Below are 24,488 nucleotides of genomic sequence, written 5' to 3'. Positions count from 1 at the left end.
GCTTAATATAAAAAAAAGAAATCAGCTAATAAACATAAATTAATATTTATTGTTAAATTAACAGTATTTAGAAATATGAAGAATTGATGCGATTAGTAGAATAAAATATTGTTGTATTATAGAATATTATTAAAGTAATAAAAAAGAGGTACAACATGGGCATCTATAGAAAGGCTTTATTGAGCTGTGTTATAATTTTAGCTTGTTTTATATTAGTTTTTGCAACTATTCATGCAGTAAGTAATAAGCATGAATATGATGTTAAGATACAAAAAGGCAGTATATTAGTGGATAATGTTAAGGTAAAACTTAGAGTAAAAGAAGAGGCTATAAAAATAGTAGCTAAAAAAACTGAGACCCTACAACAACTTAAGGTGCCAGATACAATATCAAAAAGTAATCAACCAACTCCAACTTCAAAACCACAAACTCCAATAAATCCTGTAAAGCCAATTGTTAAGGTAGAAAAACTTAATAGAATAATTTCAGATAGAGGTAATTTTCAACGCATAATTGATAATACAAGCTCTGAAGAAATTTTAGGTATAGATATATCTCATCACCAAAGTGATAGAGGAGAAATTGAGTGGAAAAAGGTAGCAGAGAGCAAGGTAGGGTTTGCGTTTATTAAGGTTAGTGAAGGTAATACCTATAAAGATCCTTATGCAAAAAGGCATTTTGAAGGTGCAAGAGAACAAGGAATTTCAGCCGGTGGTTATCACTATGCCAGACCACAACTACCAATCGCTGAAGATGCAAAAGCTGAAGTAGCACACTTTATTAACAGACTAAAATTATCGAGTAATGACTATGGTGATTTACCTGCAGTACTTGATTTAGAAGATCCATTATACCCTGGTACAAATGGATTAAATACTGAAGACTTATTAAATTGGGCTACAATATTTTGTGAGGAATTTGAAAAATACACAGGTCATAAAATAATAGTTTATACTGGTAACTGGTTTATTAATAGTTGGAATAACTTTAATAGTCCTAATAATGTTTTACTAAAGTATCCAGTATGGATAGCAGACTATTATGCAAATAGAGTGCCAAGTGGTGGCTGGAGCTCCTGGTTTGTTTGGCAGTTTAGTGATAAAGGCAGTATAGATGGCATTACTGGTAATGTAGATTTAAATATATCATCTAAAAAACTGCTAACTTACTGTAAGTAGGTTTTAGCTAATAAGCTGATTTATATTAAAGAAGTGCTAAAGGTAAATAGCTAGTGGATAGGTTTTTAGAAATAATGCAAAAAGAGTGTGTAAACGCTCTTTTTTAGTTTTAAAACTATTCTACAAAATGTATAGGTACATATAAGTAATAGTGTAGTTATTATAATAGTAAATATCTACCAATAAGTTAGTGGATAAGAGTATTTCTATAAATGATTAAAATAAGCATTATTAAACGTAGGAGGTTTATTATGAAAAAGAAGTTAAAAGCGCAAAATTTTTATTGTTTTAAATCGTTAGCAGAACCTCAGTTAAGTCCTAATAAACAAAGCTTTATCTATTTACAGCGTAAAGTAGCTGCGGATAAACAGCGTTATACAACGGCAATATTTTTAAAATCAAAAAATAATATTAACAGTACACAGCTTACAGAGTTTAAAATGAATGCTTTAAATGCTCGGTTTTCTTTATGTAGCAAGTACATATCATTTACCTATAATGATAAAAAAGAAAATTATATATCAATATATAATATACTAGCTAAATCATACAATAACTTTAAAACAAGTCTCTTTATTAGTAATGCTCCTATATGGAGTAATAACAGTGATAGCTTAGTATTTACAGCAATTGATAAAGGTCATGAAACACTCAATAGCTATCAAGGTGCACCATGTTTAACAGAAAGCAATTTGCTTAATAAGAATATTAATGTGGTAACTGATATAGACTATAAGAATGATGGTATTGGTTATAATACCTCTGCTAAAAATAAAATTTATCTAGCAAAGCTCAAAAATAACGAAATTAAGGATTTAAAAGAAATAACTCTCGGCAATTTTAACTATTATAATCCTATATTTTCAAAAAATAATAACTATGTATATGCTGTTAAACAGGTTAAGGATAAGGACAATTTATTTTTAGAGTACTTGCTAGTAAAAATAAATTTAAAAACAAAAGAAGAACACGTATTAGTTAAAAATACGGGATTAATGTCTCAACTGCAATTATCTCCTGATAGTTTAGAGATATCTTTTGTTGCAATAAGCAGTGACGAGCAATACTACAATAGCAGACTATATATGTGTAGTATAAACGAGCAAAATGCTACACTAGATCAACTTACAGATTTAACTAAAGGTTTGGATCGTAATATTGGTGAACTGCCAGCTAGCGAAATAAGATTTTATTCAAAAACCCTTAAATATAAGTGGCTTAGTAATGGTAACGCATTTACAATTTTATTTGCAAATAAAGGAGCAAGTGTATTAGCTGAAATCAATAAAGTTACTAATCAAGTGAAAATTTTGTACTATAATAACAATCAAAGTATAAGTGCTTTTAGTAGAGTAGACAACGATATTTTATTACTTTTAGGTGATTCTGAAAAACCCGAGTGTATTTATGAGTATAAAAATAATGACCTTATCGAATTAATAAATGCAAATGAGTGGCTTAATGACTATAACATTGGTAAAACGACAAAGTTTATTTATAGTGGAGCAGATGATGAGCAAATTGATGGCTGGTATGTAGTTCCCAGGTATTATACTCAAAAAATGATGCCTACCATACTATTAATACATGGTGGTCCTCAAGGAATGTATGGAAGTGCTTTTATGTTTTTAGCGCAATTATATGTTGCTAATGGCTTTGCAGTTATTTTTACTAATCCCAGAGGTAGCTTATCTTATGGCTTAGATTTTGCTCAAAAGGTTTTAAATGATTGGGCAAATAATGATTATATAGACATTATGAAAGGTGTACAATACTTAATTAATATAGGTATTGCAGATGCCAAAAAACTAGGTGTGACTGGTTTAAGCTATGGTGGCTATATGACAAATATGATAACTACTAAAACAAACAGATTTAAAGCAGCAGTATCGGGAGCTAGTGTTACTAATTTGCACAGTATGTATGGAACATGTGATAAAGGTCATAATTTTTTAGAGCATCAATTAAATGCTAACCCATGGAGTAATGGCTTAAAGTTGCTGTATTATTCACCTTTAAACTATGTAGATAAAATAAATACTCCTATTTTATTATTACATGGTGAAAGCGATTTAAGGTGTCCAATCGCGCAAAGTGAGCAACTGTTTGTAGCTTTAAAACGTCAAAACAAAAAAACAGTATTTGTAAGGTATAAAAACCAGTATCATCTTTTTACTAACCCAAGCTTGGTAGTTGATTACTTTTTAAGATCAGTAGCTTGGATGAAAGAATATATTATTTAATGTATAAACATAATTTACCATAAAAACCAATGGTAATTTTGGATAAAGGCCTACCAATATAGAAAAACTATATATGTAATTTGGGAGGTGTTATGTTGAACAACAGTAGTCAATCAAATGGTATAGGATTAACTTCAAAAGTTCAAACGTTACTGCAAGATCAACTAGAGCACGAGAAGTTATGTGTAGATAAATACACAGAGTATGCTGCTAAAGCAAAAGATCCACAATTATCTCAATTATTAACTGAAATAGGTAATTGTGAACAACAACACTACAATACTATTCAAACTATGTTAAATGGTACAATCCCTAATGTAGGCAATAGTGGTTCAAGTGGAAGTAATTCAGGTATGAATAGCTCAACTAATAGTAGTAGTTCTAACAGTACTATGGGTACAGGAAGTACTATGAGTGCAGCTAACTATACCAATAGTACATCAGGAAGTGGCATTAACTCTTCAACAAGCTCTAAGTCAACTGGTACTACAAGCTACACAAATAGCGCATCATCAAAAACCACAGGTGGATCAACAACTAGTAAAACAAGTGGTTCGTCATCAATGACAAGTGGTAGCAAAAATAGCAATAACAATAACAAATCTACTACTAACAACAAAAGTAAGTCACAGCAATATAATTATCCACCACAATCTACTTTATCTGCTAGTACTAAGGATTTCAACGAGAAACAGTCAGCAACAGCTCAAAATCCTGTAATGTCAGCTGATAGTATATTTAGTGGTTATACAGGTGGCGGTGGTTTAGGTAGCTATGTAAATCAAAATGATGGTAACAGTATGATGAGAAGTTATGAAAATACCATTGACGCTGAAGACCTAGTAGTGGGTAGCGGTGGTATCTCATATGGCTCTTATGGAGCAACAGCAGGAGGTCCATCTACAAGTAATTCCACTTCATCAATGACATCGTCAAGTGGTTCTTACAGTTCTGGTTCTCAAACTACAAATAACTCAACAAGCAATGCAATAGGTACAACCTCAAGTAGTAATACAACAGGAACATCATCAAGTTCAACTTCGGGCACTACTTCTGGTGGTATGAGTAACTCAAATGGTGTAACAGACTGCGATAAAAAAATGTGTCAGGACTTATTAATGACTGAAAAACACATTTCTAAGAACTACGACACTACAATTTTTGAATGCCCAGATAAACAAATGAGAAGTGTACTAAATCACATTCAAAAAGAAGAACAAGAACACGGCGAAAAACTATATAACTATATGCATCAAAAAGGCTGGTATTAGAGTATAGACCAGTAAAAATCTCCCTTAGGGGAGATTTTTTTTGTTAAGAAATAATTATTGTGCAAAAACAGTGTGCAAGGTTATTAAAAAGTATGTTTAATACACAAATAAAAATAATAAAAAAATAAATAGGTAGTAATATTTGTTAAAAAAATTGTTACTGCCTATATGTTTTTAGTTGTTAAAACTATATAATATTATTAGAACCAGTAAAGGAGTGAAAATATGGAACAGATTAAAAAGGTCAAAACTAAAAGCAAAAATGAGTTATATAATAATATCAATAATATCTTAAAAGGTATGATTGAGAATGAATCAGATTGGTTAGCAAGTTTAAGTAATGCTGCAGCATTATTAGGCATGATGTTAAACGAAATAAATTGGGCTGGATTATATTTATATAAGAACAGTGAATTAATATTAGGTCCATTTTGGGGAAAACCAGCCTGTACTCATATCAAGATTGGAGATGGGGTATGTGGAACCGCTGCTAATAATAGGAAGACTTTAATAGTAAAAAATGTATTAGAGTTTGAAGACCATATTGCCTGTGATGTAGATACTTTATCTGAGATAGTTGTGCCTATCATTAAAGATGGTGAACTAAAGGGTGTTTTAGATATTGATAGTCCAATCTTGGAACGATTTAATGAAGAAGATTTAATTGGTTTAGAGAACTTTGTAAGTTTACTAGTGAAATATGTTGATTGGTCTGCAATTGTTTAGTTAAAATTTAATTTAATATATTGAAAACTCGTTATTTTTAATAGCGAGTTTTTTATTATAATAATAAACTTTCCTTTATAATGTATAAACCAAAATACTAAGGTAAAACTAAAATCTAAAGCAAGGCTTAATAAGTTAGGAGAGAAAGTATGCATGCCAAATTTTTAACGAACAATATAAGTGAAAATATAGAACTAATAAAAGCAGCTTTTCCTGTTAATTATAGCTTTGTAATAAGAAATATTATCCTAAAAGGAAACATAAAATGTGCTCTATTGTATATGAGTAATATTTCCAACAAAGAGACAATTGAGGCAAGAATAATAGATCCTTTATTATTTCAATTCGATAATGAAATAAACTTAGATGGCTGTGTAGTAGATTTTATAGCTCAAAGGTATATCTCTATTAGTGACACAAGTATCTCAAATGACATAAATATGATTTTAAGTAGAATTCAGTCTGGAGACACAGTTGTATTTATAAATAATGAAAATAAGGCAATTATTTGCAGTACCTCAAAGAGTAATTTAAAAAATGTTTCAGAAATAAAAATCGAAGAGACTCTACGAGGTGAAAAAAGTGCTTTTGTAGATGTTCTTAATTCGAATATTGGTCTAATACAAGAAAAATTAAAAAATAAACAACTAAAGGTAGATAAATACACATTAGGAGAAAATAATAATGCTGAAACAGCTTTAGTATATATTGAGAACCTCATAGATGAAAATATCTTGAAGCAATTAAAGAAAAAATTATCAGATATTAAATGCCCCTATATCCCAGATACAGGGTACTTAGCAAAGTATATTGATGAAAGTAAATTTAGTATCTTCCCTCAGTCTAAAACATCTGAAAAACCAGATAAAGTAATTTCAGATTTATTACAAGGTAAAGCAGCCATCTTTGTTAATGGTTGTGCTTATGCTGTAATTTTGCCTGTTGTATTTATAGAATTTTTTCAAGCCTTTGAAGACTATTCAAATAGAATAATTTTGGCTAACTTTGATAGATTCTTAAGACTTTTATCAGTTATAGTTGTAGTTTCTCTTGCTCCAATTTATTTAGTACTACTAAAATATAATGTGGAACTTTTACCATTAAATTTTATAAAAGTAATTATTGTATCTCGAAAAGATATCCCATTGCCTCCCTTCATGGAAATAATGCTAATGGAAATCATAATAGAGTTTTTAAGAGAGGGAGGATTACGATTACCCTCAATTGTAGGGCAAACATTAAGTATAGTAGGCGGTATAATTTTAGGCCAAGCTGCGATTCAAGCAAGTGTAGTAAGTCCTGCTACTCTTATAGTTGTAACTGTTGGAGCAATTGCAACATTTGTTATACCAAACTACGAAATGAGCATTTCAATAAGGCTAATAAGATTTTTTTTACTTGTTATTGCAGAAATGTTAGGTTTTTATGGTGTTATTATTGGTCTGTTTTTTATTATAGCTCACTTAGTAAATTTAGAGAGTTTAGGAGTACCTTATTTTGCGCCTTTTACCCCCATGTATGTTAAAGACCTCAGGGACAGCATAGTAAGAATGCCTATAAATGAAATACAAAGTACTACAGAAACATTTACTAACAGTGCTAATAGTAGTAATGGTGACAAAAGTAGTAAAAGTGATGAAGGAAGTAAAAGTGATGAGCAAAAATGAAATTACTCATAATCAGTATATGTACATAATATTTAGTTCTATGTTAGGAGTAGGTGTATTGTCACTAGCCTCTAACTTATGTAAGTATGGAAAACAAACTGGTTGGTTAACAATTATTATTGCATTTTTATATCCAACTGCTATAATTTGCTTTTCCTCATATATTCATAAAAAAACAAAAACAAATTTTTATACTATGTGTAGTAATATCTACGGAAAGTTCTTAACCGTAGTTTTTGCCTTAATATTTTTTTTATTTATTCTAACAATTTATGTGGGCGTTTTATCTGGATTTACAAATGTGCTAAAAATAACTATAGCAGATGCAATAAGTCCATTTTTAATAATACTGCCTGCTCTTATATTGACATCTTTTGTGGCAATGAACGGGGTATATATGATTGCTAGAATTTGTGAGTTTTACTTCTTTGTAACAATTCCTTTGTTATTTATTCCCCTTTTTATTCTTCCAAAAGGTACAATGCTTAATATAATGCCGTTAAAAATGTCTATAGAGCAAATGATTAAAACTATACCTGAAAGTTTGTATGCCTTTACTGGCTGTGAAATCAGTTACTTTATAATAAATAAAGTATCTAATAAGGAAAAAAGCTTTAGGTCGGGAATAATTGCTGTTTTAAGTATTACTTTTGTATATTTGTTTACTACTTTTGTAGCTACCTATTATTTTGGGTGGCAGGTTGCTTCAAAACTAGAATACCCGTTATTATACATGATGCGAGATGTAAACTTACCAATAGTCTCTAACTTTTTAGCTATTGTTATATTTTTATGGAGTGCTATTATTCTACGTATTTTAGTTGTACACAGTTATATTTGTACTTCTATAATTACCAAAGTTACAAAGCTTAAACAAAACTATGCTAGCTGGTGTTTTTCTATTATTGCCTTTGTTTGTATTTTATTTTTTATACCAGAGTTTAATCGAAAAACTATGTTAGACACTGTAATCCCTTATTTTGTATTGTTTTCACTAGTGTGGGGAAGTATCACAGCGATTATTGTAAAAATAAAGTATAGGGGGAATAAAGAATTAAAAGAAAAACCCTAGTATTTATTCTTTTATTTTGCTTAGTTATACTTGGTGGTTGCCATGGCCGAGCGGCAATTGAAGACTTAGCTGTAGTATTTGGTTTTGGTTATGATATAGATAAAATTGCTAGCCCTCAACCTGAGTATATAAGTGTAATTGAATTTATCTCTATACAGTCTGAAGAAGAGCCTGGTTCAGATTTTTATGTGGGTAAAGGAAATACACTTTATCAGTCAATTGAAAACTATAAGGTAAAACAAGGTAAACCATTTGGTTATGGCTCAGAGTTAATTTATTTAATTAGTGAGGACAGAGCTAAGTTTGGCATAGATGATATTATTTTAGATTTATTCAGAAGCTTTAACGTTAATATTCATGCCTCAGTAGCAGTAGTAAAAGGTAGTTGTGAAGAATATTTTAACTTAAAATCAAAAACTGAAAGTGCCTCAGAATTATTATCTAATTTAATTCAGTATGCCAGTGATGAGTATTTTTACTCAAGCAACAACACAGTTAATGATCTTATATTTAAGCATTTTCAGCAAGGTAGACAAATTTGTTTACCCTATATAGAAATAATTAACGAGATACCTGAATTGAGTGGTATAGCAGTATTTAATGAAGATAAGATGATAAAAAAACTTGACATTGAAGAAACTAAGTTAATAAATATATTAAGTACAACGGGTAGTAAGGGTATAGTTTCTATTGAGTCAAATGATGCTCATGATTACCTTGAGATAGAAGCTAAAAGTAAACGTAAAGTTAAAGTAACTAAAGCAGACAACAAGCTTAACTATGATATCCAAATTAAAGTTGTAGGAACACTAGTTATGGATACACTCCTACAAGAAGAGCTAGATAAAGAGCAAGTTAGTAAGATAGAAAAAATTCTTGCTGCAGATTTACAAAAAGATTTAGAGCAAGAAATAATTAAGGTGCAAAAGATACATAAGCAGGATTTGTTAGATGTTTCTAAATATGCTATAGCAAAATATGGAGCAGATAGTAAACTAGATAGTACAACTAACTTTATAAATTCGCAAATAACAGTAGACGTTAAGGTGAAAATAGAGTCGATTGGTAGAATATATGGTAATACTAAAACAAAGTAAACTACGGTTTTAAATAAATAAAGGTAATAATTTATTTACCCAGAATTAAACCTTATAAAGAAAAAATATAAAAATAAGGTGGTTACTATGTTAAAAAAAACATTGTGTATTTTAAGCAGCTTAATATTAATACTTTTTTTATGCTCATGTCAAAAACAGCAGACCAAAGCTATAGAGTGGAAAGATTTTAACACTGTACAAGGAGAACTGGGGGAGTATATTTATAGTATTTATAATATAAGTGATAATAAAAAAATAGGTACTTCAACCATGACAGTTAAAAATAATACAGATACAATAGATTTTTATGCTACAGAGGATTTAAAAGTAATAGATGAAAACAATAATTCCTTTAACATTGTGCAAGATATAAAAGTAACAACTAATGAAAAATATGAGCCAATTACTAGTGAGTTAACTTTAGATAATAATGGGTCAGTAGTGAGTTTAAAAGCAAACTATGATTACGAAGAAAATAAAGTAAACATAGAGGCAAAAGTGAGTAATGAAGACAAAAAGGCATCAGCAAAAATAGTTAAGCCAGTAATAGATAATAACCAACTACTGCAAATAATTAGGTTTATGCCATTACAGGTTGGTTATGAACAACTAATAAATAATATGGTAGTATCCTCAGCCACAAGTTCACCATGCAAAGTAGTAGTTACAAGTGAAGATAACCTTATGGTTAATGATAAGGAAATTAAGTGTTATAAAGTTGAGCTCAGATTTACAGGCATAATACAACAATGCTGGTATTCAATTGACGATTTAGAGCTAGTTAAATACCAGAACAATAAGGTTTATTATATGATTGATAAATAGAAGATATAAAATATTTATGTAAGATACTAGTACTATAAAAGGATAAACCCTATTATAGTACTATATCTGGTATTACTTTAGTAACTCTAATCTAACTAATTTAGGTGGTATTGCCCCTAGTTGTAGTAGCTCATTGTGAAACTCTTTTAAACAATAGCTTTCACCTTTTAGTTCTTTGTAGTCTTTTGCTATCTCTAGTAACTCGAGTTTTCCCATTAAATAGCTCATTGGTCGTAGTGGGTTTTTAATATATCTGCTTACTTCAGCAACCGCATTCATTTTCTCAAGATGAGCTTCATTTATAAGCAAATCAACAGCTTCATTAAAACTCATACGCTCTGAGTGTAAGCTAGCATCAATAATTATCCGTGAAGCTCTCCAGAGCTGATCTTTTAATCTAGATAATCTGGTTTTAGGATGACTAATATAACCCAGGTTTTCTAGTAATTCTTCGCAATAAAATGCCCATCCTTCACAAAATAAATTATTATGCATTATTTTACGGATGTTTTCGGGTAAATTGTGTTGAGTAGATATTTGCAAATGGTGACCAGGATAACCCTCATGTAAAACAAATACTGGAATTTTATAAAACATGTGTTCTCGTAGCTTTTGCTCTTTTTTATCAGTGCTCCACTCTGGTTCAACTGGAGTAACCCAAAATCTACCGCTTTGAAACTTGTCAAAAACTGCAGGTCCACTATATCCTGCATAAGGGAATAAACTGCGCATATGTAAAGGGGTATTTATTAATATTAGTTCTTCATTCTTAGGAAAATCTGCAATATTGTTAGAAACAACAAATTGTTTTACTTTTTGAGACTCCTGCTTATACACCTCAAGTATTTCGTGTTCAGCAGGATGATAATTCTTCATGTCGTTTATAATCTCTTGCCATGTTAAGTTTGGGTTTATTTCTTGTGCTAAACTAGTCATTTGCTGTTTAGTTTCATTTAATAATTGTTTGCCTTTTTTAATTAGGCTTTCTGCTGTGTAATCCATAAGGTAGTCTTGTTGTAACATATTATTAAAGTTCTCTTCGCCAATAGCGAATTTACCTTTAGAAATTGGTAATATTGACTCTAGCCAAGTAACATGTTTTGTGAATTGTTTGATTGTGTTATTTAATACAAACTTAAATTTAGTTGATATAGTGCCATTTTGGGCAGTTATTATTTCGGGTACAGTAACTGTCAAAAATTTAATACCGTGTTTACACTGAGCAATTGCTTGATTAGTGTATTGAACTGGTGGATTTTTAACTAAATCTCTACCACTTTCAAGCATACTTTGGGTAAGTTTAAGCCGACACTCTAAGGCATTTAGCCTATCTTGAATAGGGGCATATTCTCTACTAAGCATTACATAAATTATGCTTATAAGTTGACTTGAAACAAAGCCAGGATCTTTTTCATAATATTTAATTACTGTTAGTTGTCTTAATTGTTGACGGATAGTTATGTCAACTAAATGCCAGTTCACTTGCTCATGGGTAGAGAGTTCTTGTTTTTTGATAGCAAACAACTTATTTTGAAAATCCTTTAAATCATTAACTTGTTTTTTGAAAGACTTTGCTGTATATGTAGGTACTTTAGTTTGGTTATAGTATTTACCTCGTTGGGTTGCAATAAAAGGATTAGTTTCATGTTGCCATTCAATTAATTTATCAGCTAGGCTATTCACCAAAGACATATAAACACCTCCAATATAGTACAATATCTTTCTACATAAGATGTTTTATTCCTGCTAGTTTAGATTATTTGCTTCATCACTATTTACTGTAAGGAGTTGATTTTTTGAAACAGTGGTTGTTAATATATTCAGCTATATTTATCTTAATAGCTGTAGTGTTTTTATTGATTTTAGGTAAACTAAAATTTAAAAACATAAGTTGGTGGATCTTTGTGGCATGGGGAGTAGCTTCATTTGAACTTACATTAATACTACAACCCCCTTTGCAAAGATGGTGGGCACAAACATTTAGCTCATTGGTTAATAACCAAGCTGCTACTTGTTTATTATTGTTATTGCCATTAGCATTAATCTCTGGATTTGTTCAAGAAATATTAAAGGCTGTACCTTTTATTTCAAGAAAATTTTTATGGGTAAATCAATTGTTAAATGATAAAAATGATTGGTTAAATTATTCTTTAGCCATTGGTTTTGGCTTTGCTATATGGGAGGCAATAAGGCTAGTTGCCTACCCTATATCTTATTTAACAACATTAATGTGGTTGCCAATTATTGAACGAGTAATGGCAATAATGTTTCATGTTGCCTCTACCACTTGTTTTGTTTATGGTGTGAAAAATAAAAAGAGCATAAAGTTTTACTTACTTGTGTCTATAACTCATGGTTTAATTAACTACCCTGTTTTTTTGAGTACTGCAGGTTATATATCACATAATATGATTTATTATTTAGGTTTTACGATAGCAATTTTATTTTATATATTTACATATAGGTTATGGAAGAAGAGATATGTTTTAAATATTTAATTACAATATCAATATTCTGTTAATAAAAAAACCACCATTGGTGGTTTTTTTATTATTGGGCTAATTCGCGGGCTTTTTCGACATCAACCCGAGATAAAACTATAAATCCTAATATAAAGAATACAATTAAAGATATAATACCATTACGACTTGATCCTGTAGCTTGACCTACAATTGCAAATACTAAAGGTCCTATTACCGCAGCAAACTTACTAGATATACCTAAGAAGCTAAAGAACTCTGCAGATTTATCTTTGGGCACCATAGATGCATAAAGAGATCTACTTAATGCTTGGGCTCCACCTTGAACAGTTCCTACTAAAACAGCTAAAACATAAAAATCTAATGATGTCTTTAAAAAATAACCATAACAAACTATAAAAGTATAAATAATAAGAGTAACATAAATTGCTTTTTTAATATTAATTTTTTTAGCAATAAAGTTAAATAGTAAAGAGAATGGAAATGCAACAAATTGAGTTAATAATAAAGCGCCAATTAAGGCATTTGCACCTATCCCTATTTCACTACCATAAATAGTAGCCATTCTCATTATTGTACCAATTCCATCATTATAGAGCCAAAAAGCAATAATAAATTTAAACAACTCTTTGTACTTACGAGCGTCTTTAAATGTTGCTTTAAGTCTACTAAAGCCAACAGATAAAGGCGGAAAATTTTTCTTAGTTTTATCATGCGGTTCTTTAACATATTTAAAGAGAGGTAATGAAAAGATAAACCACCAAACACCTACAGACACAAAAGCCAGTCGAGATGCCCACATGCTGTTAGCTATACCTAGTTTCTGTGGAAACAAAATCATTACAAGGTTAATAACTAATAACAATCCTCCTCCAAGGTATCCTAAGGCAAAGCCCCATGATGATACCGAATCCATCTCATGAGGTTTGGCAACATTAATAATTAAACTATCATAAAAAACATTACCACATGAAAAACCGATATTTCCAACTATAAATAAAATGGAACATAGTAAATAATCACCTGTTCCTACTAATACTAATAGTATAGTTGCCATACAGCCTAAGTAAGAAAAAACTCTTAGAAAACTTTTTTTAGATTTTATGTGGTCTGAAATTGCTCCCATTAAAGGGGTGGATATTGCAACAATTAACATTGCAATTGAGGTTGTATAACCCCAATAAGAAGTTCTTACGGTGTGATTCAGGTTTGCAGCAGCTACATCTGCATAATAAACAGGCAATACAGCAGCCATAATGGTCGTGGCAAAAGCCGAATTAGCCCAATCGTACATTACCCAGCCAAAAATATCTTTTCTGCTGAGCATTGTTGAAAATATACCCTTTTTTGACATTATGTTCCTCCTACAAAACAACATATATATACAGATTAATTGTAACAAAATTATTACCAAAATAACATAAACATTTATTAAGAATATTTCATAAAAAATTTACTAGCTATTAAAAACACTTCATAATTGCTCTTTTACTTGACAATATTTAAATAATAAGATAAGTTTTATAAAGAAACTTCTATAAGCGAAATATATGGGAGCGGTAGGTATGAATGATAATAATGATTCAAAAACTTATGATATTGAAGCAAAACCTAAGAAAGTTAAACTAAGAGACTCTAAACTTACTAAAACAGTTTGGTTATTGGCTTGGCCCGTAATAGTGGAAATGATGTTACTTACTTTTGTTGGCATTGTAGATATGGCTATGGTAGGTAGGCTAGGACCATCATCAATAGCAGCAGTTGGTTTAGGTACACAAATTGTTATGATAGCAACCAGTGCATTTGCTGCAATTAGAACAGGAACAACGGCCTTAGTTGCCAGACATATTGGTGCAAAAGATGAAGATGGAGCAAATGTAATAGCGCGTCAATCAGTAACAATGACCATTATTTTAACAGTTACTACCTTTGTAATTTTCTACATATTTGCAGAGGGTTCTTTAAAGCTACTAGGTGCTAAACCAGATGTAGTTGCTGTAGGTATAGGTTATATAAGGTGGAGATCATTTGGTTTAGTATTTAGTTTAATTACAATGATTTTTACCAGTATGTTAAGGGGTTGTGGCGATACAAAAACACCCATGTATGTAAATATAGTAATTAATATTTTAAATCCAATATTCAATTACATTTTTATTTTTGGTAATTTTGGAGCCCCTAAAATGGGGGTGGCTGGTGCCGCTTTAGGTACGGTATTATCTCAAGTAGTTGGTTGTATTTTAATTATTAAAGTAGTTATGAAAGGTGATAAACAAATAAAGCTGACCTTAAATGATGATTATAGATTAAAAAAGACCCCTGTAAAAAGAATTTTAAATATTGGTATTCCTGCTATGGTAGAGGCTATATTTATGAGATTTGCCCAAATAGTTTTTACGATGATACTTACTAGTATTGGTACAGCTACTTATGCTGCCCACCAAATAGCTATAAGAGCAGAGTCATTATCTTTTATGCCAGGCTGGGGTTTTGGGGTTGCCGCTACAACTTTAATAGGTCAAAACTTAGGAGCTAAAGAACCAGAGTTGGCTGAAGAGAGTGGTTATGTAGCTCGCAATATGGCAATCTTAGTATCAAGCTTAATGGGTATTCTGTTTTTCATTTTTCCTGTTCAATTTGTGAAGTTTTTTACTGATGACCAGGAGGTAATTAAACAGGCAGCTAAGGCATTACGATTAGTAGCAATAGCACAGCCTGCAATGGCAATAAACTTAGTTATAGCTGGTGGACTAAGAGGAGCAGGAGATACAAAATGGGTTACTATAATAACTGCTAGTAGTGTGTGGCTAGTAAGGTTATCTATTGCTGCAGTAGGCGTATTTTACTTTAAGCTTGGGTTAATAGGTGCTTGGTTAGGAATGGTATCTGATTTATTTATAAGAGCCATTATGTTTAGCATAAGGTATGCTAGAGGTAAGTGGAAATTGCTTAAAGTTTAAGGTGTTTAAAATGAAGATTAATTTACAACAAGTGAGTAAAAACAAATACGTAGCTAAGGATGTTGAAAATAACATTATTGGCGAGGGTTATATAATTGAATCTATGGCATCAAAGATATATAAACAAGACCGTGTAAATTATTTTCTAAAAGCAAAGGCAGATAACCTATGCAATAAGAAAGAGATTGTTAAACAGTTAATTAAATTAGCTGAAAAACATAAAGCAAAAAATCACCCTAAGCTTAAAGCTAGAATATATAGTTGTTTATTAGTAGAACAAAAGAATGAAATTGAGTTTTATAATAGTATTGAAGAGTTTGACAGCCATGAGCAAATGTTAGTTTTAAATGCAGAGTTACAGGAGATTAAAGAATTAATAGCTTTACCTAAAGGTTATAGTGCGAGAGTTAATAGTTTAAACACAGACACTGAGATAAATAGTTTTATTAAGCAGCATGCAAAAGTGTTTACTAGTCTGACATATAGCCTTGCCAAAATAAAAGAACTACAAGAGCTTGAAGGTTTTAGAAATATAGCAATATATTATAAGAATGTTTTAGTTGCTAATATCCTACTAAATTATGAGTATGAAGAGGATTATAAATACGGGGTTATAGAGGATATTTTTGTTTTACAAGAATACCGTAAACAAGGATTAGCAGACTATTTAATTTCAAAATGTTTTAGTTATTTTAAGAATAACAGTATAAATGAAGTAAGGCTCGAGGTTTGGAGTGAAAATAATAGAGCCAATAATCTTTATAAAAAACATGGATTTAATAAGTTTAAGATTACAGAAGTTTCAATTGGATTTAATTTATAGGAGCACGATCAAAAACATATATAGAACCAATTAATCGTTAGGCTAGTTCATTTGTATTTCATTTTTGCAAATGTGATAGCCTCATTTTATTTTCTAATTAAATTATAGCTTAATCTTATCAATCAAATACACAAACACATGTACTTATGTTATTATTAATGTTCTAAGATTAATTATAAACTATGTCTTTATGGTACAATTTAAGTATACTAGGTCGTGGAGGATAAAATAGTGAATTTAGAGGCTTTAAATCCAAAACAACGTGAAGCGGCTTTACATATAAATGGCCCTTTACTAATACTGGCAGGTGCTGGTAGTGGCAAAACAAGAACCCTAACTTATAGAGTAGCAAATTTAATTAAAAACGGTGTATCTCCGTATAGTATTTTGGTTATGACCTTTACAAATAAAGCTGCCAAAGAAATGAAATTCAGAATAAATGAACTGGTGGGAGAGCGATATCCTTTTATGTGGGTAGGAACTTTTCATAGTATTTGTTTAAGAATTTTACAAAAAGAAGCTATTCATTTAGGCTATAAGTTACCATTTACAATTTATAGCAGTAGTAATCAAAATACCTTAATAAAACAATGTTTAGCAGAGCTTAATTACGACAAAAAAAAGTATGAGCCTAAAGCTTTATTAGCTGCAATAAGCAAGGCAAAAAATAAAACCCAAAAGCCTAGTGAATATAACACTCAATATGGAACAAATTTCACAAAAGTTGCTGGTGAAATTTATGAGCTATATCAGCGTAAACTTAAAGAAAATAATGCAATGGATTTTGGCGATTTAATAATGAATGTTGTACTGCTGTTTAAGCAGTATCCTAAAGTACTAGAGCAATACCAAGACAGATTTCCGTATTTACTAGTGGATGAATATCAGGATACCAATAATGCACAATACCAGCTTATTAAAATGTTATCTAAGCGGAGTCGTAATCTTTGTGTTGTTGGTGATGATGACCAAAGTATATATGGATGGCGTGGTGCTGACTTAGCAAATATTCTTGAATTTGAAAAAGATTATCCCGAGGCTTTAACTATAAGGTTAGAGCAAAACTATAGATCAACAGGTCATATTTTAAATGCGGCAAACTCAGTTATAAAAAACAATAGTTATCGAAAACACAAAAAGCTTTGGACAGATAAAGGTGAGGGTGAAACGATTAAACTTTACCAAGCAGATAATGCTGAAGACGAAGCCTATTTTGTTTTACGTAACATTAAAGAGATTCATGATAATGAGAATTTAAATTGGAATGACTTTGCCATACTTTATCGAACACATGCGCAATCTCGAGCTTTAGAGGATATTTTTATATATCACAATGTGCCATATCAAATTTATGGTGGCTTAAGGTTCTACGATCGCAAAGAAATTCAAGACATTTTAGCATATGCTAACTTAATTAGCAATGTTGACGACGATACTAGATTTACTAGGATTATAAATACTCCAAAAAGAGGTATAGGTAAAAAGAGTGTTGAGTACTTAGCTAATTTTGCTAAAGAAAAAAATATAAGCCTGTATAAAGCTGCTTTACGAATAGATGAAATTATGGACTTTACTGCTAAAACAAGATTAAAGTTTAAGTCTTTTATAACCATAATTTCAGAGTTACAGCAATTTAGTAATCAACATAACGTAGCAGAAATAATTAAAGAGATTAATATTAAAAGTGGTTACCAACGTGATTTAAATGCCCTTAAACTAAAAAATCCTGTGGATGCTGAAACAAGAATAGAGAATATAGATGAGTTAGAAAATGTTGGGGCAAAATTTATGAAACTTAACCCCAACGCAAACCTTCAAGATTTTCTAGATAGCATTGCCTTAGAGTCAGATGTAGATAATTATGAAGAAGCTGAAGAAAATGTAACACTAATGACTCTTCATGCTGCAAAGGGACTAGAGTTTAAGGTAGTATTTTTAATTGGATTAGAGGATGGGCTATTTCCACATAGTAGAGCCTTATTTGAAGAAGATGAAATGGAAGAAGAACGTAGATTATGTTATGTAGGTGTAACAAGAGCACAAGAAAAGCTCTTTTTAACCCATGCCCTATCACGATATCAGTATGGTGAAACTAAATATAATGTTGCTTCAAGATTTTTACGTGAAATACCAGATGAATCAATTGAAAAGCTAAATAATCCTAATGACGATATGCAAAGACCGAATAGTAAACAAGGTAATTACCTTAGCTTTAATTCAAAGAACACAGGTTTTACAAAAAGTAATACTAATTTACATGTTGGTGATAAAGTTGAGCATAAACACTTTGGGGTTGGTTTGGTTACCGACATTGGAGAATCCTTAATAACAATAAACTTTAATAGTTGTGGCGAAAAGAGCCTGCATAAGGGCTTTGTAAACCTTAAAAAGGTTACATCTAAAAAATCTGTCAATACTACAAAACAAACAGTTATTTTTAAGCCAAAAATGGATAGTCGATCTTCAAATAGTTTAGATTTTAAACTTGGTGAAGCTGTTGAACATAAAAAGTTTGGTATAGGTTTAATTGAAAACATTGAAGGTGATTTTATTACTATCCTATTTACAAAAGTAGGTAGAAAAAAACTTTCATTAACATTTGCTAGTTTAAAAAAGGTGGATAAAGGTGAGTAAAATTATTGAGGTAAAACAAAAACTTAAAAAAATAAAAGAAACAATTAACCGACACGCTTATAACTACTATGTTTTAGATAATCCAACAATAAGTGATGGGGCATATGATAGTTTAATAAATGAATTAAAGCAGTTAGAGTCTTTGTATCCCGAGCTAGTTACTACAGACTCTCCAACCCAAAGAGTGGGAGATAGTCCAGCCTTAGGATTTAGTAAAATAAAGCATGATGTGCCAATGCTTAGCCTAGATAATGTATTTAATGAAGAGGGCATTAAAAGTTTTTACAGAAAGGCTGAAGAGTTAGCGGGAGAGCAAAACCCCCAAATTGTTGTAGAACCTAAAATAGATGGTTTAGCTATAAGCATAAAATATGAGAATGGTGTTTTAGTTCAGGCAGCAACTAGAGGCAATGGTGTGGTAGGTGAGGACGTAACAGCAAATATAAAAACTATTAAATCAATACCTTTATTATTACAAAGACCCCTAACAATTGAGGTAAGGGGAGAGGTATTTATGCCCTGGCAATCGTTTAATGAAATAAATAAAAAAAGAGAAGCTAACGATGAAAAGTTGTTAGCAAATCCACGCAATGCCGCAGCAGGAACAATAAGACAATTAGATCCCCGAATTGTAGCTAATAGAAACCTAGATGCTTTTTTTTACGAGATAGCAAGCTTAAATGAAAAAATGCCAGCAAGTCAATATGAGATATTGCAGTTATTAAAAAACTCTGGTTTAAAGGTAAACAATAAGATAAAACTCTGTAGTGATGTGGAAGAAATATTTGAGGTAATAAGTGAGTGGGAAAAAGAACGTTTTAATTTAGGATATCTTATTGATGGATTGGTACTTAAAGTGAATAATAAAGATTTACATGAAAAAATAGGGTATACATCTCATCATCCACGTTGGGCAACAGCTTTTAAGTTTCCAGCTGAAGAGGCTGTAACTAAATTACTAAATATAGAGATAAATGTAGGCAGAACAGGAGTATTAACACCAACAGCTATTTTAGAACCTGTTCAAATTTCTGGTACTACAGTAAGCAGAGCAACTTTGCATAATGATGATTATATAAAACTTAAAGATATCCGCATAGGTGATCAAGTAATTGTGCATAAAGCAGGAGAGATTATCCCTAAAATAGAGGCTGCCTTAGTAGAAATGAGAGATGGTACAGAGCAGGTTTATGAGTTTCCAAATCAATGTCCATTTTGTAAACATGAGGTAGTTAAAAGCAATGAAGAGGTAGCTATTCGCTGTGTGAACTTACATTGCCCTTCACGTATTAGAGAGCAGTTAATTCACTTTGTATCAAAATCTGCTATGGATATTGTGGGTTTAGGAGCCTCTCAAGTAACAACATTAATAAGAAAAGGCTTAATAAAATCTCCAGCAGATATTTACAGATTAAAGCGAGAGGATTTAATAGATTTAGATCGTTTTGGAGAAAAATCTGTTAGCAACTTACTTAAAGCAATAGAGCAAAGCAAACAAAACTCACTAGAAAAGCTGCTTATGGCTTTGGGCATAAGACACGTAGGAGCAAGAATATCTAGTGATTTAGCTAAACACTTTAAAACACTACAAAACTTAAAAGAGGCTTCGGTAGAAAAATTATTAGAGATAAATGATATTGGCGAAAGAGTTGCTGATTCAATTAGTTTATATTTTAAAGATGAAGGAAATCTTGAACTTCTTAGTGAACTACAGAGTGTGGGTGTTAATACCAAATATATTGGTGAGGAACTAGCTAACAAGGAGCAGTTATTAACTGGTAAACAATTTGTTTTAACAGGAAAACTTATAAAATACTCTCGTAATGAGGCAAAAGCAATAATTGAAAAACTAGGTGGAGTTGTTAACAGTGCTGTAAGTAAAAACACAAGTTTTTTATTGGCTGGAGAAAAAGCTGGTTCTAAACTAAAAAAAGCACAATCTTTAGGTATTAAAATAATAAGTGAAGATGAATTTCAAGAATTAATAGGTGATAACAAATGAATTTACAAGAAAAATGGAACCAGGTAATTAATAAACGAGAACGTAAAAAAGAATTAGAAAAATTACTAACTAGTTTAAAAGAAGATATTACTTTTGCAGAACTTAACAAGGTAAAAGAAGACGAACATGCAGAATCACGTGTAGATGTTTTACTAAAAGACCTTAGTGAAATAGAGAGTGAGCTTAACTCTTTAGACAATATTGAAGATGAGTACCAAGCAGTATTAAAAGAGCGCATTGAGTTTATATGTGCAAATGATAATGAAGCAAAACAGTTTATAATGGGTGTAGAAAAAGCTATAGCTGGTTTAGAAACAGAGTTAGCGGAGTTAAATAAAAAAGCTTCTTTACTTAGTAACTTAAAGAAAAAAGCCGAGATAACCCTAAAGCAAGTGAAAACTGAAGGTTTAAAACTTTGTTACGCTAAAGAGTTAATAAATGAATGTAACAGAGTGTTAAAAGATGCCTTTAATGTTAAATCTGCAAGTACAAAAATGCCTGAGGTAAATGAGCTGTATTTATGGAAGTTGTATCAAACTATTGATGAACTAGATATTGATCTTAAAGAAAAAATACAAACCCTAATTCCTCAAATAATTGAATTAAACATGCGCAGAGAAGAGCATTTAGATAATTATGATGGCTAACTAAATTTAAGTTATGTAATCCAATACAATTATTGCAGTAATGAGGGCTTATAGCCCTCATTTTTTATGTAAAAAAGGCTGGCACAAGACCAGCCATAGGTTACAAACTATTCACAAAACTTACAACTTCATGCTCAATGAAATTCGTTTACGCTTTAAATCTAAATCTATTATTTTAACCTTAACTATGTCTCCCACCTTTACTATATCGCTTGGGTGGCGAACATAAGAGTGACTTAATTGACTAATATGAATCAAACCATCTTGTTTAACTCCAATGTCTACAAAGGCTCCAAAATCAATAACATTACGAACTGTGCCGGTCATAATCATACCTTCACGCAACATTTCCATAGAAATAACATCAGTACTAAAGATTGGTTTTGGTAACTCATCGCGTGGATCATGACCAGGTTTTCTGAGGTCATCTATAATATCTTTAATAGTAGGTATGCCTGCATCTAAGGTTTTAGCAAGTTCTACAGTGTTAGTATCTTTAAGAAGCTCTTGTAAGTCTACAGATTTTTTTTCTAATTGTTTTTTTCCTATACCTAGTTCACTTAAAAGAGAGTAGGTTAATTTATAAGACTCAGGGTGAATTCCTGTGTTATCTAAATACTCATTGCTACCTCTAATACGTAAAAATCCTGCGCATTGCTCAAAGGTTTTTTTACCTAATTTAGCAACCTTATTAAGCTCTTTACGAGAAGTAAATACCCCATTTTCATCTCTATATGCAACTATATTTGTAGCTATAGTTTTATTTATACCTGAAATATAGCTTAGTAGTGAGGCAGAGGCAGTATTTAAATCAATACCAACTTGGTTTACACAAGAGGTAACTGTTTGCTCTAAAGCCTTAGATAAATTCTTTTGATTTACATCATGTTGATACATACCAACGCCAATAGACTTAGGGTCAATTTTAACTAACTCAGCAAGTGGATCTAATATTCTTCGGGCGATAGATACAGAACCCCTCATTGCAACATCAAGCTCTGGAAATTCTTTACGTGCCAAAGGAGATGCTGAATACACTGAAGCACCTGCTTCATCTACTATTACATATGATGTTTCTTTTAGCTCTGTAGAGGTTAATTCAGCCACTAATTTTTCGGTTTCTCTACTTGCTGTACCGTTACCTATTACAATAAGTGTTACCTCAAACTCTTTAACGTACTTTTTAATAGAGTCTTGTGACTGTTGCCACCTATTTTGTGGTTGATGAGGATAAATTGTATCAAATTTAAGTAACTTACCTGTATTATCAATTACACAAAGTTTACATCCTGTTCTATAGGCTGGGTCTAAACCCATAATAGTGATTCCTTTAACAGGAGGCTGCATTAATAATTGTCTTAAATTAGTTTGAAACGATAAAGTAGCTTGTTTTTCAGCTAACTCTGTTAACTGACGACTAATTTCTCGTTCAATAGCTGGAGCTAAGTATTTTTTATAGGACATCGCAATAACTTCTTGTAAATATACCTTAATTGGCTCGTAATTTGTTTTAATAATATCTCTCTCGAGTCTCTTTAAAATAGATTCTGTAGGCGCTGCTATTTTTGACTTAATAATCTTTTCTTTTACGCCTCTATTAATAGCTAAAATACGATGAGGCGGTAAATCAGATATGCTTTGTTCAAAGTCTGTGTACATATCATAAACACCAGCATCTATTTTCTTTGGTATATTTGTAACTAGAGAGCCATAACCTCTGGTTAGTGATCTAACAACTTGTCTATATACAGCTGTTTCATTGATTATTTCACCAATTATATTAGTGGCACCCTCTAAAGCTTGTTCAGCTGATTCAATTTCATGCTCAGCATTTATGTACTGTGTGGCCAATGTTAGTGGTGCAGTATTAGTCTCTTGACTCCAAATAGTTATAGCTAATGGCTCTAAGCCTTTTTCTTTAGCAATTGTAGCTAAAGTTCTTCGTTTTTCTTTATAAGGTAAATATAAATCCTCAAGCATTTGAAGAGTATCAGCTTTAGTAAGTTTCTCCTTTAATTCTGGAGTTAACTTTCCTCTCTCCTCAATAATTCTTAAAATTTCTTCACGTCTTTTGTTAAGTTGGCGTAAGTACTGTAAATCTTCCTGAATACTAAAGATTTGCTCGTCTGTTAATCCTCCAGTTGCCTCTTTTCGATAACGAGCTATGAATGGTACTGTATTGCCTGAGTCGAGCAACTCTATAGTTTTCTCAACCTGTTGCTCTTTAACTTGGTGTTTGCCAGCAATAAATTTAATAATATTCATGTCTCAACTCCATTACTTGTTTTACATTAGTATTTTATCATATCTAGCAAACTTGTACAGTTTATTCCTAAATAGATGGCTTTTGTTCTTAATTATGTGCTAATATATGGGGGGAGGAAAAGGTATATGAATATTGAATTTAAACGTTATACTTCAGGTGATTTTAAGTCAGTAAAAAATCTTATAGAAGAAGTATTAGCCGAGCATAATTTTAAGATATCCGTTGGCGGATTACAAAAAGATTTAGAGCTCTTAAATAGTGGAAGTAGTTATGATAATGAAAAATCATCTTTTTGGGTAGCTGTAGATAATAAAAATGTAATTGGTACTGTAGCTATAAGAAACAAAGACAATAATATAGCTGAATTAAAACGACTTTATGTACACAAAGACTACAGAGGTTTAGGTATAGGTAAAAAACTATACATGTTAGCTGAGAGCTTTGCAAAAGATAAAGGATACCAATATTTGTGGCTGGATTCTTCTAGAAGATTTAAAGATGCTGCTAAATTATATAAAAAAAATGGATTTAAACTTTTAGCAGAGTTAGATAACGATTGGGAAGATAATATTTATCAAAAACAACTTTAAAGAGGTG

Annotated in this window: 17 protein-coding genes and 1 pseudogene; 15 read left to right on the top strand and 3 right to left on the bottom strand. The window is 31.1% G+C overall.

Annotated elements, in window-relative coordinates:
• The first annotated feature begins 155 nt into the window (after window positions 1-155).
• The 8 genes and pseudogenes from IMX26_RS03930 (at window position 156) to IMX26_RS03895 (ending at window position 10,079) form a co-directional block, all read left to right on the top strand.
• Window positions 156-1,178 (top strand): glycoside hydrolase family 25 protein, encoded by a 1,023-nt coding sequence (locus IMX26_RS03930; RefSeq protein ID WP_195160390.1) that lies wholly within the window; start codon window positions 156-158, stop codon window positions 1,176-1,178.
• 251 nt (window positions 1,179-1,429) lie between these two features.
• Window positions 1,430-3,421, top strand: a complete 1,992-nt coding sequence (locus IMX26_RS03925; protein ID WP_195160389.1) for a S9 family peptidase — start codon at window positions 1,430-1,432, stop codon at window positions 3,419-3,421.
• 1,091 nt (window positions 3,422-4,512) lie between these two features.
• A pseudogene (locus IMX26_RS17780) lies at window positions 4,513-4,692 on the top strand (spore coat protein); the annotation flags it as partial.
• Between the two features lie 225 nt (window positions 4,693-4,917).
• Window positions 4,918-5,418 (top strand): GAF domain-containing protein, encoded by a 501-nt coding sequence (locus IMX26_RS03915; RefSeq protein WP_195160388.1) that lies wholly within the window; start codon window positions 4,918-4,920, stop codon window positions 5,416-5,418.
• 149 nt (window positions 5,419-5,567) lie between these two features.
• Window positions 5,568-7,085, top strand: a complete 1,518-nt coding sequence (locus IMX26_RS03910; RefSeq protein ID WP_195160387.1) for a spore germination protein — start codon at window positions 5,568-5,570, stop codon at window positions 7,083-7,085.
• On the top strand, window positions 7,072-8,157 hold the full coding sequence (locus IMX26_RS03905; protein WP_195160386.1) for a GerAB/ArcD/ProY family transporter: 1,086 nt from the start codon (window positions 7,072-7,074) through the stop codon (window positions 8,155-8,157). The genes IMX26_RS03910 and IMX26_RS03905 overlap by 14 nt, the downstream gene beginning before the upstream one ends.
• On the top strand, window positions 8,139-9,254 hold the full coding sequence (locus IMX26_RS03900) for a Ger(x)C family spore germination protein (RefSeq protein ID WP_195161337.1): 1,116 nt from the start codon (window positions 8,139-8,141) through the stop codon (window positions 9,252-9,254). Before IMX26_RS03905 ends, IMX26_RS03900 begins: the two co-directional genes overlap by 19 nt.
• An 87-nt stretch (window positions 9,255-9,341) precedes the next feature.
• Window positions 9,342-10,079, top strand: a complete 738-nt coding sequence (locus tag IMX26_RS03895) for a hypothetical protein (protein WP_195160385.1) — start codon at window positions 9,342-9,344, stop codon at window positions 10,077-10,079.
• 72 nt (window positions 10,080-10,151) lie between these two features.
• On the opposite strand, the gene IMX26_RS03890 is transcribed toward IMX26_RS03895, so the two are convergent.
• Window positions 10,152-11,771, bottom strand: a complete 1,620-nt coding sequence (locus IMX26_RS03890; protein ID WP_195160384.1) for a DUF885 domain-containing protein — start codon at window positions 11,769-11,771, stop codon at window positions 10,152-10,154.
• A gap of 104 nt (window positions 11,772-11,875) precedes the next feature.
• On the opposite strand from IMX26_RS03890, the gene IMX26_RS03885 reads away from it, so the two are divergent.
• Window positions 11,876-12,577: a YhfC family glutamic-type intramembrane protease gene (locus tag IMX26_RS03885; RefSeq protein ID WP_195160383.1), complete on the top strand. Its 702-nt coding sequence runs from the start codon at window positions 11,876-11,878 to the stop codon at window positions 12,575-12,577.
• A 52-nt stretch (window positions 12,578-12,629) separates the two neighbouring features.
• Here the strand turns inward: IMX26_RS03885 and IMX26_RS03880 are convergent, their stop codons facing one another.
• Window positions 12,630-13,913 carry an MFS transporter gene (locus IMX26_RS03880; RefSeq protein ID WP_207729315.1) on the bottom strand — a complete coding sequence of 428 codons (1,284 nt, stop codon included), beginning with the start codon at window positions 13,911-13,913 and terminating at the stop codon, window positions 12,630-12,632.
• A gap of 211 nt (window positions 13,914-14,124) precedes the next feature.
• Here IMX26_RS03880 and IMX26_RS03875 point away from each other — a divergent pair, with 211 nt between their 5' ends.
• The 5 genes from IMX26_RS03875 to IMX26_RS03855 all read left to right on the top strand — a co-directional run bounded on the left by IMX26_RS03875 (window position 14,125) and on the right by IMX26_RS03855 (window position 21,625).
• Window positions 14,125-15,519 (top strand): MATE family efflux transporter, encoded by a 1,395-nt coding sequence (locus IMX26_RS03875; RefSeq protein WP_195160382.1) that lies wholly within the window; start codon window positions 14,125-14,127, stop codon window positions 15,517-15,519.
• 10 nt (window positions 15,520-15,529) lie between these two features.
• The gene (locus IMX26_RS03870) at window positions 15,530-16,342 is read left to right on the top strand and encodes a GNAT family N-acetyltransferase (RefSeq protein WP_195160381.1); all 813 of its coding nucleotides are present in this window, start codon (window positions 15,530-15,532) and stop codon (window positions 16,340-16,342) included.
• Window positions 16,343-16,573: 231 nt separating this feature from the next.
• Window positions 16,574-18,976: a UvrD-helicase domain-containing protein gene (locus IMX26_RS03865; protein ID WP_195160380.1), complete on the top strand. Its 2,403-nt coding sequence runs from the start codon at window positions 16,574-16,576 to the stop codon at window positions 18,974-18,976.
• Window positions 18,969-20,978 (top strand): NAD-dependent DNA ligase LigA, encoded by a 2,010-nt coding sequence (gene ligA / locus IMX26_RS03860; RefSeq protein ID WP_207729314.1) that lies wholly within the window; start codon window positions 18,969-18,971, stop codon window positions 20,976-20,978. The genes IMX26_RS03865 and ligA overlap by 8 nt, the downstream gene beginning before the upstream one ends.
• On the top strand, window positions 20,975-21,625 hold the full coding sequence (locus IMX26_RS03855) for a hypothetical protein (RefSeq protein WP_195160379.1): 651 nt from the start codon (window positions 20,975-20,977) through the stop codon (window positions 21,623-21,625). Before ligA ends, IMX26_RS03855 begins: the two co-directional genes overlap by 4 nt.
• Window positions 21,626-21,745: 120 nt before the next feature.
• Here the strand turns inward: IMX26_RS03855 and IMX26_RS03850 are convergent, their stop codons facing one another.
• Window positions 21,746-23,890, bottom strand: a complete 2,145-nt coding sequence (locus IMX26_RS03850) for a Tex family protein (RefSeq protein ID WP_195160378.1) — start codon at window positions 23,888-23,890, stop codon at window positions 21,746-21,748.
• Window positions 23,891-24,016: 126 nt separating this feature from the next.
• Here IMX26_RS03850 and IMX26_RS03845 point away from each other — a divergent pair, with 126 nt between their 5' ends.
• A complete protein-coding gene (locus IMX26_RS03845; RefSeq protein ID WP_195160377.1) occupies window positions 24,017-24,481 on the top strand; it encodes a GNAT family N-acetyltransferase in 465 nt (154 codons plus the stop codon).
• Window positions 24,482-24,488: the final 7 nt, after the last annotated feature.

Source organism: Clostridium sp. 'deep sea' (assembly GCF_014931565.1).
Taxonomy (GTDB): domain Bacteria; phylum Bacillota; class UBA994; order PWPR01; family PWPR01.
Note: the sequence above shows the minus strand (reverse complement) of the source record. Positions and strands in the feature narration are given on the sequence as shown.

Bases quoted from the DNA above. Each gene is read 5' to 3' on its own strand.
- IMX26_RS03925 (WP_195160389.1), top strand. From the start codon at position 1,430: ATGAAAAAGAAGTTAAAAGCGCAAAATTTTTATTGTTTTAAATCGTTA.
- IMX26_RS03880 (WP_207729315.1), bottom strand. From the start codon at position 13,913: ATGTCAAAAAAGGGTATATTTTCAACAATGCTCAGCAGAAAAGATATT.
- IMX26_RS03870 (WP_195160381.1), top strand. From the start codon at position 15,530: ATGAAGATTAATTTACAACAAGTGAGTAAAAACAAATACGTAGCTAAG.
- IMX26_RS03875 (WP_195160382.1), top strand. From the start codon at position 14,125: ATGAATGATAATAATGATTCAAAAACTTATGATATTGAAGCAAAACCT.
- IMX26_RS03845 (WP_195160377.1), top strand. From the start codon at position 24,017: ATGAATATTGAATTTAAACGTTATACTTCAGGTGATTTTAAGTCAGTA.
- IMX26_RS03915 (WP_195160388.1), top strand. From the start codon at position 4,918: ATGGAACAGATTAAAAAGGTCAAAACTAAAAGCAAAAATGAGTTATAT.
- IMX26_RS03855 (WP_195160379.1), top strand. From the start codon at position 20,975: ATGAATTTACAAGAAAAATGGAACCAGGTAATTAATAAACGAGAACGT.
- IMX26_RS03895 (WP_195160385.1), top strand. From the start codon at position 9,342: ATGTTAAAAAAAACATTGTGTATTTTAAGCAGCTTAATATTAATACTT.
- IMX26_RS03910 (WP_195160387.1), top strand. From the start codon at position 5,568: ATGCATGCCAAATTTTTAACGAACAATATAAGTGAAAATATAGAACTA.
- IMX26_RS03930 (WP_195160390.1), top strand. From the start codon at position 156: ATGGGCATCTATAGAAAGGCTTTATTGAGCTGTGTTATAATTTTAGCT.
- IMX26_RS03850 (WP_195160378.1), bottom strand. From the start codon at position 23,890: ATGAATATTATTAAATTTATTGCTGGCAAACACCAAGTTAAAGAGCAA.
- IMX26_RS03890 (WP_195160384.1), bottom strand. From the start codon at position 11,771: ATGTCTTTGGTGAATAGCCTAGCTGATAAATTAATTGAATGGCAACAT.
- IMX26_RS03905 (WP_195160386.1), top strand. From the start codon at position 7,072: ATGAGCAAAAATGAAATTACTCATAATCAGTATATGTACATAATATTT.